Below are 13,436 nucleotides of genomic sequence, written 5' to 3'. Positions count from 1 at the left end.
AATAATTCAAGTGAATTTGTTTGAAAGAAGAACTTTAAAAGCTTTATTTTCACCCGATAAAATACCCATAAAACAAGAGGAAGCTCAAATGAGCTTCCTCTTGTGAAAAATTGTGGGACAGCAGTGGGCATTTAGCCCCTTTTTAGTGTCAAAAATTTTAGATTTCAGACATTTCTTTTTGATATTGCGCTTCGGCCTTTTCAAAGCGTTCAACCACATCCGCCTCTGGTGCTTTGCCCAATAAGCTCACCACAACGATACTGATCGCAGAGAAAATAAAGCCTGGAATGATTTCGTATAAACCAAGGTGGCCTAAGTAGTTTTTCCACACGATGACAGTCACAGCACCCACGATCATGCCAATGATTGCTCCGTTAAGCGTCATACGTTTCCACAGCAATGAAAGAATAATCAGTGGGCCAAATGCAGCACCGAAACCTGCCCATGCATAAGCCACTAAGCCTAAAACTTTACTTGCAGGGTTCATTGCAAAGGTGATTGCAAATACGGCAATTGCCAAAACCATCGCACGTCCAATCCAAACCAATTCTTTTTGCGATGCGTTTTTACGAATAAATCCTTTGTACAAATCTTCCGTCAAGGTTGTTGAACACACCAATAACTGACAGCTAAGTGTGCTCATCACCGCAGCTAAAATTGCGGCTAAAATAATCCCTGCAATCCACGGATTGAATAGAATTTTAGTCAATTCCATAAATACCGTTTCAGGGTTAGCATTAACGACGCTTGCTAGTTCTGGGTGGACTTGGAAGTAAGCAATACCGATATAACCCGCCGCTACAGCACCACCTAGACATAGGATCATCCATGTCATACCAATGCGACGTGCATTCGGAATGGATTTAACAGAGTCGGCTGCCATAAAGCGAACCAAAATATGCGGCTGACCAAAATAGCCTAAGCCCCACGCCATGCGGGATAAAATCGCAACTGTACTTAAGCCTTCAAATAAATTGGAAGCTTGCGGGCGAGCTGTTTCCAAAATAGCAGCAAGATTTTGACTGTTATCACCTAAAGCAAGGTAAGCGATGATCGGTGTGATCAGCAGTGCAAAGATCATCAGACCCGCTTGGAAAGTATCGGTCCAACTGATCGCTAAGAATCCACCAATACAGACATAGCTGATGGTTGCAATTGCACCAATCCACAGTGCTGTTGTGTAGTTCCAACCGAATAAACTTTCGAAAAGTCGTGCGCCAGCCACCATGCCAGAAGCACAGTAAATCGCAAAGAACACTAAAATCACTACAGCTGAAATGATACGTAAAATCTTTTTACGGTCTGCAAAACGGCTCGTGAAATAATCGGGCAGGGTCAGCGCATTATTTTGATATTCGGTATGAACACGCAAGCGACCTGCAACGATCAGCCAGTTCAACCAAGCACCGATAATTAAGCCGATTGCAATCCAAGCTTCGGAAAGACCAGATAGATAAATTGCACCAGGGAGACCCATGAGTAGCCAACCACTCATGTCGGATGCACCTGCTGAAAGTGCAGTCACAACACTTCCTAAACTTCGTCCACCTAAAATGTATTCGTCAAAGTTATGCGTAGCTTTGTAGGCATACAAACCAATGGCAAGCATTGCAAGAATATAAAAAATAAAGGTGACTAATGTCGGGTTTAAATGGCTCATAGACGGTTCATCCTTAATGAAAGCAAATCATCTCTGTCCTAGATGAAAATTTGTACTTCTGTCGTAAGTCGCAGATTCAAGCATGATTTAAAAATTACACTCTGTAACCTTTAAGCATATTTTATGTATGTTTTGCGTAAATGATATTTTTTCTTATTACAAATCGAATTTTTTATTGTGCTGCTGAAATGTTGTCCAGAAGGGAATTTAAATTTTGAAATGTAAATCTACTTAAGACTTTTCATCACAAAAAGAGAACTAATGAAATTAGGTAAAAATTACACAATGTTACATGGTGAACAAGAAATGTGCATTTGAAATATTTGGTTGCAAATGTGCATCACATCATCTGTAGTGAGATGATTTGAACAGGTCGAATATGAGGTATGCACAGTCTTGGTGCGTAATTAGAGGGAATGCGCAGTGACAACGGTTCAAATGGAAAAAACGAGAATAGAGCATGATTTATTGGGGGATAAAGCAGTCCCGCAGTCATGTTATTACGGTATACATACATTGCGTGCCATCGAAAACTTTCAAATATCAAAGCAGCATGTCGGACAAAATTTAAACTTTGTACGCGCTATTGCTCAGGTAAAAAAAGCGTCAGCAGAAACCAATTATCAATTTAACTTAATACAAGATGATATTCGCCAAGCGATTCAGCAGGCGTGTGATGCATTGATTGATCATCCAGAACAATGGTCGGATTCATTTCCAATTGATATTTATCAAGGTGGAGCAGGCACTTCTATTAACATGAATGCCAATGAAGTCATTGCCAATATTGCCCTTGAGTCGCTCGGAGATGCTAAAGGCAGTTATCAACGGATTCATCCAAACGATCATGTTAATAAGTCACAATCCACCAATGATGTCTATCCAACAGCGCTGCGTCTAGCAACATTTAGCGCTTTTGATGCTTTATTTGTGGTTTTAAATCAGCTAATTGGAAGCTTACATGTTAAAGCCGATGAGTTTAAACATGTCATCAAAATGGGGCGTACACAGTTACAAGATGCTGTTCCGATGACTTTGGGGCAAGAATTCCGTGCATTTGCAACATTATTAAAAGAAGATTTGAAGTTGATTGAGCAAAATCGACAGCTTCTATTGGAAATTAATTTAGGTGCGACGGCAATTGGCACTGGCGTGAATTCTCCTGCGGGTTATGCAGCGAAGGCCGTTGAAAATCTAGCTCATTTGACCGGTCTAAAATTGCAAGGTGCAGAAGACTATGTCGAAGCAACCAGCGATTGTGGCGTATTTATTTTATTATCAAGTTGCTTAAAACGTTTAGCTGTCAAACTTTCTAAAATCTGTAATGACTTACGTCTTTTAAGTTCGGGGCCACGAACAGGTTTAGCGGAAATTCGTTTACCTGAGTTACAAGCAGGTTCGTCGATCATGCCTGCAAAGGTCAATCCCGTGATCCCAGAAGTGGTCAACCAAATTGCATTTCGAGTGATGGGTAATGATTTAACCATTACTTTGGCTGCAGAAGCAGGGCAATTACAATTAAATGTCATGGAGCCTGTGATTGCATTGTCCATGAATGAATCGATTGAGCTTTTGGTGAATGCAGTAAAAACATTAGACAGCAAATGTATTCAAGGGATTCAGGCAAATGAGCAAGCATGTTTTGATGCAGTGATGCGTAGTGTAGGAATCGTGACCTTACTTGATCCATATTTAGGTCATGCAAAATGTGATGAAATCGGTAAGCAATGTATTGCTGAAAATAAAACCATTCGCCAAGTGGTATTAGAGCAAGAGCTGTTAACTGAAAGTCAATTGGATGAAATTTTCTCGATTGAAAATTTAGTTTCTGAAGTGACACCATTTAGTATGCCACTCGCTCAAGTGAGTTAAATGCTTATTTAAGACTTTTAAATAGTAAATGATGAGTAAATGACGAAGGTTAATCCTTCGTTTTTTATTTGAAGAAATTAGTGGTAAATATAGAGAACTAAACTAATGACAGTCATGTATTAAGTATCCATTAGAAACCTAATTTCTAAAAGAAAGTATTAGGTTGAGAATAAAACGCTATATTTGCTTAGGATTGTAATTATTGTTCTATATATAGTCATGAAGGTTTGGATGAAAAATTTAGTGCATAGATAAAGTCAGAAAAGCTTTAACTTGCCCAAAAAAGGACGTAATCGAAGTACAATAGGTTTTTTATCATGTTGTAGATAGTCAGATGTTTAATAAGTTAGTCGATTTATTCAAAGGCGCTAAAGAGTCGCCTGAGCAACTTTACTTAGAACAACACCACATTCAATATGATGAAACTCAGGGCTATATCATTGAAGGCGTAGTTTTAAATACTTTGTCTGAACGTATGGAATATTTGTCGAATAGAAAAATGACAAATTTCGATGATTTAAAACAGCTCTATGCGACTGCAATGATTATCAATGAAAAAATAGACTTGGAAATTGCAAATCAACGCTTTGTTGCACGATTAGGCAATACTGAAGAAAATCTGTTGCAATTTAAACATTATGTCAAACTATTGAATGATTATTATCGTCAATTCATCCGTGATCGTAAGTAAGTGAATGGACTGCAGTGTTTGAGTTTGATGGGTGCGTTAAGGGTACTCATCAATAGAAAATACAATCACAAATCCACATTGGTTAAAACACTGTATATAGTTGCTTAAATCTCGGAATGTAAAAAGCATCGTGTTAATATGATCACTAAGTGATTAAAACATTAAAAGCTATTTACATCATGTTCCAGCAAGAAATTTCACAACTCAATCTTAAACAGCTTAAAGCTGGCGAAAAGCGGTGGGTCGGAAACTTACAAGGCTCATCTGCTGCATTATTATTTAAAGAAATTAGCAAACAATCGAAACAGTTGTTTGTGATTGTAGCACGTAATAATCAGCATCTCGGGCAGTTAGAAAGTGAGCTGGAATTTTACGGAATTAAGCCGACTATTTTCCCTGATTGGGAAATTTTACCTTATGACCGCCTATCGCCACATCAAGACATCGTTTCTGAGCGCTTGGCGATTTTGTCCAATATGCCACAGCAAGGTGTGTTGTTGGTTTCAGCAACAACTTTAGCGCAGCGAGTTGCGCCTGCATCTTGGGTATTAGGTGAACACTTTGATATTAAAGTAGGTCAAAAATTTGATATCGAACAACAAAAATTAAGATTAGTACAAGCGGACTATCACTTGGTGGATACCGTTTATGATCATGGTGAATTTGCAGTACGCGGCAGCATCATGGATATTTACGCTTCGGGGCAAAGTTCACCGATTCGTATTGACTTATTTGATGATGAAATCGATACCCTCAAATTCTTTGATCCTGAAACTCAGCGAACCACCCAAAACTTAGATTATTTTACGGTTTTACCTGCAAAAGAATTTCCATTAAAAGAAGCACGTTCACTGTTTCGTGATCGATATGCGGAAAATTTTCCGACAGCAAATCCAAAGAAAAACCCAATTTATCAAGATGTACAAGATGGTATAGCTTCACCGGGTATTGAGTTTTATTTTCCGTTGTTCTTCTCTGAACAAGCCATGAGAGAGCAAAGTACCCTGTTTTCGTACTTACCTGAGAATGGCATTGTCATTACAGACAGAGCCATAGATGACACATTGATTCAGTTTTGGTCAGACATTGTGCGTCGTTATGAAGACCGTCGTCATAATGTCGACCAACCGATTTTGCCGCCAGAGCAGATTTTCCTACAACCAAATCAGGTTTTAGAACAATTAAATCTCTGCCGTCGTATTGTGGCTTCACCTGAGGCTTTTGATGAACGCAATGGCGTGATCAATCTTGCAGCTGAGATTCCACCCCGATTACCTGTCGATCCAAAACGTGAAAAACCATTTTCTGCGGTTAAGCAGTATATCGATGCGGCAAATTATCCGGTACTTTTAGTGGCTGAAAGCGCTGGTCGACGTGAAACTTTAAAAGATGCATTGCGTCCAAGTTTGGGTGATATCCCGACGGTCGAAAGTTTTAATGATTTTATGCATTCTATGCATGCGATTGCGATCACCAATGCGCCCTTAGATCGTGGTTTATTGTTAACTGACAAGCTCAGTGTAATTTCTGAAAATCAGCTTTATGAACACCGTGTGGTTCAACGTCGTCGTAAACGCCAAGAGGAAGTATCAGAAGAGTTCCTAGTTCGTAGTTTAACCGAGCTAAGTATTGGCGCACCAGTGGTTCATATTGATTATGGTGTGGGGCGATATGCAGGTTTAATTACCTTGAGTATCGATGAGCAAGACCATGAATTTTTGCAGTTAGACTATGCCGATGCAGCCAAAGTGTATGTCCCTGTGACAAACCTGCATTTAATTAGCCGATATAGCGGTGGTGACCCAGATCTAGCACCATTACATAAATTGGGCACAGATGCATGGTCTAAAGCCAAACGCAAAGCTTTAGAGCAAATCCATGATGTGGCGGCCGAACTTTTACATATTCAAGCCCGTCGTCACTCGAAGCCGGGTTATGGATTTGAACTGGATCAAAGTCTCTATATGCAGTTTGCCAGTGGCTTCGCCTATGAAGAAACTTTAGATCAAGCCAATGCTATTGAAGCAACACTCTATGACATGCAACAAACGAAGCCGATGGATCGCTTGGTTTGTGGTGATGTCGGTTTTGGTAAAACAGAAGTGGCCATGCGTGCTGCATTTGTGGCAGTACAAAATAACAAACAAGTGGCTGTACTTGTTCCAACCACGTTGTTGGCGCAGCAGCACTACGAGTCTTTCAAAGACCGTTTTGCGGATTGGCCTGTACGTATCGAAGTCCTTTCACGCTTTGGTTCATCAAAATCACATACCAAAACCATTGAAGACCTCGCAGAAGGCAAAGTGGATATTGTGATTGGCACACATAAAATCTTGCAGGAAAGTGTGCAATTTAAAAATCTCGGCCTCATGATCGTGGATGAAGAGCACCGTTTTGGTGTACGTGATAAAGAGAGAATTAAAGCCTTACGTGCCGATGTTGATATGCTAACGCTAACTGCAACGCCTATTCCACGTACGCTGAATATGGCTTTTAGTGGTATGCGTGATCTATCTATTATTGCAACGCCACCTGCCCGTCGTCTTGCTGTGAAAACCTTTGTGCAAGAGCATACTGGAGATTCGATCAAAGAAGCTATCTTGCGTGAACTGCTACGTGGCGGGCAAGTGTATTTCTTACACAATGAAGTCGAGACCATTGAACGTACGGCAGAAACTCTACGTGAATTGGTTCCTGAAGCCCGAGTTGCGGTAGCACATGGTCAAATGCGTGAGCGTGAGCTAGAGCAAATCATGCAGCAGTTCTATCACAAAGAATATAACGTGCTGGTGTGTTCAACCATTATTGAAACTGGGATTGACGTGCCAAACGCCAATACCATTTTGATTGAGCGTGCAGATAAACTGGGACTTGCGCAGTTGCACCAATTACGTGGTCGTGTCGGTCGATCGCACCATCAAGCCTATGCATATTTACTTGTGCCTTCGCTTAAAGGTTTAAAAGGTGATGCTGAAAAACGCCTAGATGCCATTTCTCGTGCATCGACTTTGGGTGCGGGCTTCATGTTGGCTACAGAAGACTTAGAAATTCGTGGCGCAGGTGAGTTGCTGGGTGAACAGCAAAGTGGCTCAATGCAAACCATCGGTTATAGCCTGTATATGGAAATGCTTGAAAAAGCCACCAAAGCCATTCAAAAAGGTAAAACGCCTAACTTTGACTCTCCATTGTCATTAACGGCTGAAATTAGCATGCACATGCCAGCCTTAATTCCAGATGATTATTTAGGTGATGTACATCAACGGTTATTGTTCTATAAACGCATTAGTAATACGGATACTCAAGAGAAACTCGATAACATTCGTATGGAGTTAATTGATCGTTTCGGCTTGCCGCCGCAAGCAGTCAAGCAATTATTCTCTGTCCATCAGTTGCGTTTAAAAGCGGAACAATTGGGTATTACTAAAATTGATATCAGCTCACATGGCGGCAGTATTGAGTTCTCGCCAGATACACCAGTTCAAGCCATATCCATCATCCAAATGATGCAAAAGCATCCGACTTTCTTCCGAATGGAAGGTGGACAGCGTCTAAAAGTGATGGTCATGCTCGAAGAATATGACAAACGCATTCAATTTATAAATGACTTATTAGACAGTTTACTGAAGGAATTAGCGCCAAATCACTAGATTTGGCGTATAAATTGCTTGTTTAGAATGAGTAGATTTTTATGCGTGTTTTTTATATAGAAGAAACGCTTGATTTTTTTGAAAAATTTATTAGAGTCATAAGCAAGCAACGTTTTATTCAAATGCGGTTTATTTGTAATGAAACGTTCTGTACAGAATATTCACACCCATAAGGATGTGATAGTATTAGCCATCATTCTAATTTTGCATCATTTATAAAGATATGTTTAGTTTACATCCACAACTTGCTCAAGATACGTTTTATGTAGGCGACTTTCCTCTGTCAACATGTCGTTTGATGAATGATATGCAATTCCCGTGGCTTATTTTGATTCCACGTGTTCCGGGAATTACAGAGCTTTATGAATTAAGTCAGGCAGACCAAGAGCAGTTTTTACGTGAATCAAGCTGGTTATCAAGCCAATTGTCACGTGTATTCCGTGCAGACAAAATGAATGTAGCTGCATTGGGTAATATGGTTCCACAATTACATTTTCATCATGTTGTTCGTTATCAAAATGATGTAGCTTGGCCGAAACCAGTTTGGGGTACGCCAGCAGTTCCTTATAACAATGATGTCTTGGCACACATGCGCCAAACACTAATGCTTGCACTACGTGGTCAAGGTGATATGCCTTTTGATTGGCGTATGGACTAATCCCGATTTACGGACAATATCAGGATAGTAGAAGAATGAGTGTCCGTATGGGGGCGATCGAGTGCCGTTAGACAATTTAATCAGCAAAGAGCCTAAACAGTTTGAATATTTTCATCGTTTGATGGGATATATCATGCTGTCTTTGGTGATTGTTGTCTATCATTACACTCAGCCAGATACGCAATATCAAATCTATATTCCTGTATTTTTATTTTTTCTGATTTTAGTCGTTCCTAAGTTTTCTCATTGGTTAATTTATCGATATAGCAATCAAGTTAAGCGCAATGTGCTTTTTCTGATCGATATCATAGTAATTGCTGTACTAATGTCTGCAGTACATTTAAGCCTCGTTTTAACCTTTCTTGCGGTCTTTGCGCTGCTATATACAACCATTTATAACAAAATTAATTTCTTAATGATGTCCTTAGCTGGGATTGTTGGTGTCACTGTATTTTATTTGTGTAATATTTATATCTTTGGTTTTCAAGAATATTTTGAGTCAACCAGCAGTGAGTTAACCGTTCTAGGTTTTTTGTGTCTTATTACATATTTCAGTGTGGGGACATTTTATCAACACACCCAAGTTCAGTCTTTGAGCAATAAAAAGAACCACTATTATGATCAGATGAATCGTTATATGGAATTCGCTAATCAATTGAGTCGTTATGCGCCAATGCAACTTTGGCAATCGATTATGAAAGGTGAGTCTGAAGCTAAAATCGAATATAAACGTAAAAAACTCACGATTTTCTTTTCAGATATCCAAGGATTTACCGAGCTTTCTGAAACATTAATCCCAGACGATTTAGCATTTCTACTCAATGACTATTTGAGTCATATGACTGAAATTGCCAAGCAGTATGAAGCGACTGTCGATAAATTTATGGGGGATGCAATTCTAATCTTCTTTGGTGATCCACATAGCCAAGGCGTAGAGCAAGATGCAAAAACCTGTTTAGAGATGGCAATGGTCATGCGTCAGCAAATGAAGTTACTGCGTGAACGCTGGATTAAAATGGGTTATCCGCCGCTACACATTCGTATGGGTATTTCTACAGGGTATTGCCACGTTGGGAACTATGGTGCAGCTCACCGTATGGCATATACCATCGTGGGTCGTGATGCGAACTTGGCTGCACGATTGCAAAGTGCGGCCGAAGTCGATGAAATTTTGATTTCAGACGATACGCATCATTTAGTGAAAAATGACTATTTATGTGCACCTAAAGCACCGATCTTCTTAAAAGGCATCAAAGGCCCAGTACGTACTTGGCAAGTGATGGAAAAATACACCTCACAGAAAACAGATTATCAACGTTGGTTCGATTACGAATATAAAGGCTTTAATCTATTGTTGAACTTAGATGAAGTACAAAACTTTGAATATCCTGAACTAATACATGTTTTAGAACGTATGATTAAACGCTTACAAACTCAGCAAAAAATGACCAACTCTGCTGGTATTGTTAAACTGAATTTAGAAGACGAAGTGATCGAAGAAGTCAAAAAAACTGAATCTCACTCTTAATTTCACATATACATTATAAAAATTAGATCTAATCGTATTGCCTTAAATTGTAAAAATAACTCAATTCATTCTTTTATCAAAACGTCTTCTTTTTTTTTGAATTGTTGAATAGTTTTATGCATAAAAAGCCAGTTACGATGAACTGGCTTTTTGATTATAGAAAATTATCTATAAATTAATGATTTTCTGAAGCATGGTTGATGGTGTATTTGGGAATTTCAATTTCTAAATCTTCATCTTCAATTTTTACTTGGCATGACAGACGAGAGTCTGGTTCTAACCCCCAAGCACGATCGAGAAGATCTGCTTCGACATCATCCATTTCATCTAGACCATCAAAACCTTTACGTACAACCACATGGCAAGTGGTACATGCTTTAGACATATCACATGCATGTTCAATTTTGATGCCGTTTTTTAACATGCTTTCGCAAAGGTTAGCATTTGCTTCGACTTCAAACTCAGCGCCGTTTGGGCAGATTGTTGCGTGAGGCAGTACTTTAATACGTGGCATAATCTTGACCTATAAATTAATTTGAGTTTGACCAATCATCGAGTTTTGTGCCTTTCAATGCGGCATCAATGTGCTGATTCATACGAGCTGCAGCAAATGCATCGCTATGTATTTTAAGCTGTTCTACAGCATGTTCAATAGCTTTGATATCTGTCGTTTCAAGTGCAGCATCTAAAACTGTGCGTGCAGCAGTGAGGGAACTATGTTGCTCTTGGCTGAGAAGTTGAGCATCTACTTTAAGTGCTTGATCAAGTGCTTCAAGTTCACGTTTTGCTTCCACTTTGGTTTCTTGAAGATGGCGTAAGTTTTTGTCTTCTTCAGCAAACTTATAACCATCAATCAGTAAGCGTTCAGTGTCGGCATCAGATAAACCATAAGAAGGTTTGATGTCAATTTGAGCATGCACACCAGAAGTGGTTTCTTTGGCTGACACCGTCAATAAACCATCTGCGTCAACTTGGAAAGTCACTTCAATACGCGCTTGACCGGCAGTCATCGGTGGAATACCACGAAGCACGAAACGTCCTAGACTACGGCAATGTTCAACCAAATCACGCTCACCTTGTACAACATGAATCAACATTGCTGTTTGACCATCTTGATAGGTTGTGAATTCTTGGCGACGCGCCACAGGAATGGCTGTGTTACGCGAAATAAGGCGCTCAACCAAACCGCCCATGGTTTCTAAACCTAAAGAAAGCGGCGTGACGTCTAAAAGCAGTGAACCATCTTTAGAGTTACCAATAAGTTGGTTCGCTGTAATCGACGCGCCAATGGCCACAACTTCATCAGGGTTAATAGTACAGAGCGGTTCTTGATTGAAGACATCTTGAACAGCTTTTTGTACAGCATACGAGCGGGTAGAACCACCGACCAATACCACATTTTGAATATCGCTGAGCTCAAGCTTGGCATCACGCATGACACGTTTACAAACGCTGATGGTTTTATCCAAAGCAACTTTGATGATGGATTCAAAAGTAGGGCGGTCTAAAGTCAATGATTGATCAAGAACTTTAAGCTCTACAGATTCAGCCTCAGTTAATGCTTCTTTTGCTTTACGAGCAGAAACTATGAAATGGGCATATTCAGCATCATCTAAAGTTTCAATATTCAGTTGTTTTTTTGCCCATTTTACAATCAGACGGTCTAAGTCATCACCACCAAGCGCCGTGTGGCCACCCGTTGCTAGAACTTCAAAAACACCTTGAGAGAAACGTAAAATTGAAACGTCAAAAGTACCACCACCCAAATCGTAGATCACATAGTTTTGATCATGTGCAAGATTGGTGTCTTGGTCTAAGCCATAAGCCACTGCCGCAGCAGTCGGTTCATTTAAAAGACGGAGTACATTTAAGCCTGCAAGCTGTGCTGCATCACGCGTTGCTTGACGCTGTGCTTCATCAAAATAGGCAGGCACAGTAATGACAGCACCATTTACTGGATTGTTTAAGCTGCTTTCTGCACGGTCTTTAAGTTGTTTTAAAATTTCAGCAGAAATTTCAACTGGTGTTTTGCGACCTTGTGCAGTTTCAAAAGCAGGCATTTCATTCGCTTCACCGACTAAGTTGTACGGGTGTTGGAATTTAATATCTGTCTTAGAGCGACCCATAAAGCGTTTTACAGAAACGATGGTGTTTTTAGGATCAGTCGTTAAGAATGCCTTTGCGTCGTCACCATATTGCGTAGTGGATTCGCCATAGTGTGCAATAGAAGGGAGTAACACACGACCATGTTCATCGTTAAGCACTTTCGCTTTACCAGAAAGTACCGTGGCTACTAAAGAGTGTGTAGTCCCAAGATCGATACCAATTGCGATGCGGTGTTCATGCGGCGCACTTGATTGACCAGGTTCTGCAATTTGCAAGAGAGCCATGTGTGTTACATCCTTTGAACGTCAAATATAAAAAATAAATTAAAAATCATCGTCTAAATCAAAGCTATCGTCGTCTAAGAAGCGATCTTCAGCTTTATCGATGTCAGCCATAACTTTTTGGAAGAAGCGTAATTTACGTACGGTATCACGTGCTTCTGCCCAGTCTTCGTCGTCATAATCAATCTTAAATTCACGAACCAAACCGTCTATCCATTGCTGAACTTCAGTTTTAAGTGAAGTGAGGTCATCAGCAGAGCATGCCTCATCTAACTGTTCACGAATTTCTAAGGCATCTTGTAGGAACTCAAAATCACTAATCGATTGATCAAGGTGATAATCTTGTTTTTTGAGACTTAAGAGATATGCAGCGCGGCTATCAACATTGGATAAAGCTTTAAATGCTTGATTAATCTCACTGGATTTAATCAGGGCTAGATCTTTGTCTTCGGCTTTATCTGGATGATATTGTTGCTGCAACTTTAAAAATTCAGATTTTAAAACTGCTAAATCAATATCGAGTGCTACAGGTAAGTTAAACAACTCAAAATGATTCATGGGAGATGGTGTCCGCAATAGAGGTGCAAAAAGTGTTGCTTTAAATGCAATTAAAACAGTGAATTTTACACTGTTTTAATGCGAAAAAGGAGCGTGGAAAAGGCTTAAACCGTAAACGATTCGCCGCAGCCACATTCACCTTTTTTATTTGGGTTATTAAATTCGAAACCTTCGTTTAAACCATTTTTCACATAGTCCATCTCCATACCTTCAAGATAAACTAGGCTTTTTGGGTCAACAAATACTTTTACGCCAAACTGATCGAATACTTGGTCATGCGTGTCAATATCATCGACAAACTCAAGTACATAAGCTAGACCAGAACAGCCAGAAGTTTTCACGCCAACGCGAATGCCTTCACCCTTACCGCGATTCTTGATGTAATTGCTGATATGAGTTGCAGCATTTTCAGTTAAATGAATCATGAAAACTCCG

At 39.8% G+C, this 13,436-nt stretch carries 10 protein-coding genes; 5 read left to right on the top strand and 5 right to left on the bottom strand.

Annotated features, from left to right (window positions below; genetic code table 11):
* Positions 1-157: 157 nt before the first annotated feature.
* The gene (putP, locus tag FTT98_RS10640; protein ID WP_180177365.1) at positions 158-1,660 is read right to left on the bottom strand and encodes a sodium/proline symporter PutP; all 1,503 of its coding nucleotides are present in this window, start codon (positions 1,658-1,660) and stop codon (positions 158-160) included.
* 423 nt (positions 1,661-2,083) lie between these two features.
* Between putP and aspA the strand changes: the two genes are divergently transcribed.
* The 5 genes from aspA to FTT98_RS10615 all read left to right on the top strand — a co-directional run bounded on the left by aspA (position 2,084) and on the right by FTT98_RS10615 (position 10,056).
* Entirely contained in the window at positions 2,084-3,532 is a 1,449-nt protein-coding gene (aspA, locus tag FTT98_RS10635) for an aspartate ammonia-lyase (RefSeq protein WP_180177364.1), read from the top strand.
* Between the two features lie 334 nt (positions 3,533-3,866).
* Positions 3,867-4,223, top strand: a complete 357-nt coding sequence (locus tag FTT98_RS10630) for a hypothetical protein (protein WP_180007827.1) — start codon at positions 3,867-3,869, stop codon at positions 4,221-4,223.
* Positions 4,224-4,402: 179 nt separating this feature from the next.
* Positions 4,403-7,870, top strand: coding sequence for a transcription-repair coupling factor (gene mfd, locus FTT98_RS10625; protein ID WP_180177368.1), 3,468 nt, complete (start codon positions 4,403-4,405; stop codon positions 7,868-7,870).
* A gap of 223 nt (positions 7,871-8,093) precedes the next feature.
* A complete protein-coding gene (locus FTT98_RS10620; RefSeq protein WP_067762788.1) occupies positions 8,094-8,528 on the top strand; it encodes an HIT domain-containing protein in 435 nt (144 codons plus the stop codon).
* A 61-nt stretch (positions 8,529-8,589) separates the two neighbouring features.
* Positions 8,590-10,056 carry an adenylate/guanylate cyclase domain-containing protein gene (locus FTT98_RS10615; protein ID WP_180042105.1) on the top strand — a complete coding sequence of 489 codons (1,467 nt, stop codon included), beginning with the start codon at positions 8,590-8,592 and terminating at the stop codon, positions 10,054-10,056.
* Positions 10,057-10,231: 175 nt separating this feature from the next.
* Here FTT98_RS10615 and fdx read toward each other — a convergent pair whose 3' ends face one another.
* The 4 genes from fdx to iscA form a co-directional block, all read right to left on the bottom strand.
* Positions 10,232-10,570, bottom strand: a complete 339-nt coding sequence (gene fdx, locus FTT98_RS10610; protein WP_078188671.1) for an ISC system 2Fe-2S type ferredoxin — start codon at positions 10,568-10,570, stop codon at positions 10,232-10,234.
* Positions 10,571-10,586: 16 nt separating this feature from the next.
* The gene (gene hscA, locus FTT98_RS10605; RefSeq protein WP_180042123.1) at positions 10,587-12,446 is read right to left on the bottom strand and encodes a Fe-S protein assembly chaperone HscA; all 1,860 of its coding nucleotides are present in this window, start codon (positions 12,444-12,446) and stop codon (positions 10,587-10,589) included.
* A gap of 39 nt (positions 12,447-12,485) precedes the next feature.
* Positions 12,486-13,001 (bottom strand): Fe-S protein assembly co-chaperone HscB, encoded by a 516-nt coding sequence (gene hscB / locus FTT98_RS10600; RefSeq protein ID WP_168378605.1) that lies wholly within the window; start codon positions 12,999-13,001, stop codon positions 12,486-12,488.
* Between the two features lie 104 nt (positions 13,002-13,105).
* A complete protein-coding gene (iscA, locus tag FTT98_RS10595) occupies positions 13,106-13,426 on the bottom strand; it encodes an iron-sulfur cluster assembly protein IscA (RefSeq protein ID WP_078188668.1) in 321 nt (106 codons plus the stop codon).
* Between the last annotated feature and the right edge of the window lie 10 nt (positions 13,427-13,436).

Source organism: Acinetobacter sp. YH12039 (assembly GCF_013420015.1).
Lineage (GTDB): Bacteria > Pseudomonadota > Gammaproteobacteria > Pseudomonadales > Moraxellaceae > Acinetobacter > Acinetobacter amyesii.
The sequence above is the reverse complement of the archived record's forward strand: the minus strand, read 5'-3'. Positions and strand labels throughout refer to the sequence as shown.

Excerpts from the sequence above, each read along its gene's own strand:
- putP (WP_180177365.1), bottom strand. The coding sequence starts at position 1,660 with ATGAGCCATTTAAACCCGACATTAGTCACCTTTATTTTTTATATTCTT.
- FTT98_RS10630 (WP_180007827.1), top strand. The coding sequence starts at position 3,867 with ATGTTTAATAAGTTAGTCGATTTATTCAAAGGCGCTAAAGAGTCGCCT.
- mfd (WP_180177368.1), top strand. The coding sequence starts at position 4,403 with ATGTTCCAGCAAGAAATTTCACAACTCAATCTTAAACAGCTTAAAGCT.
- FTT98_RS10620 (WP_067762788.1), top strand. The coding sequence starts at position 8,094 with ATGTTTAGTTTACATCCACAACTTGCTCAAGATACGTTTTATGTAGGC.
- fdx (WP_078188671.1), bottom strand. The coding sequence starts at position 10,570 with ATGCCACGTATTAAAGTACTGCCTCACGCAACAATCTGCCCAAACGGC.
- hscA (WP_180042123.1), bottom strand. The coding sequence starts at position 12,446 with ATGGCTCTCTTGCAAATTGCAGAACCTGGTCAATCAAGTGCGCCGCAT.
- hscB (WP_168378605.1), bottom strand. The coding sequence starts at position 13,001 with ATGAATCATTTTGAGTTGTTTAACTTACCTGTAGCACTCGATATTGAT.
- iscA (WP_078188668.1), bottom strand. The coding sequence starts at position 13,426 with ATGATTCATTTAACTGAAAATGCTGCAACTCATATCAGCAATTACATC.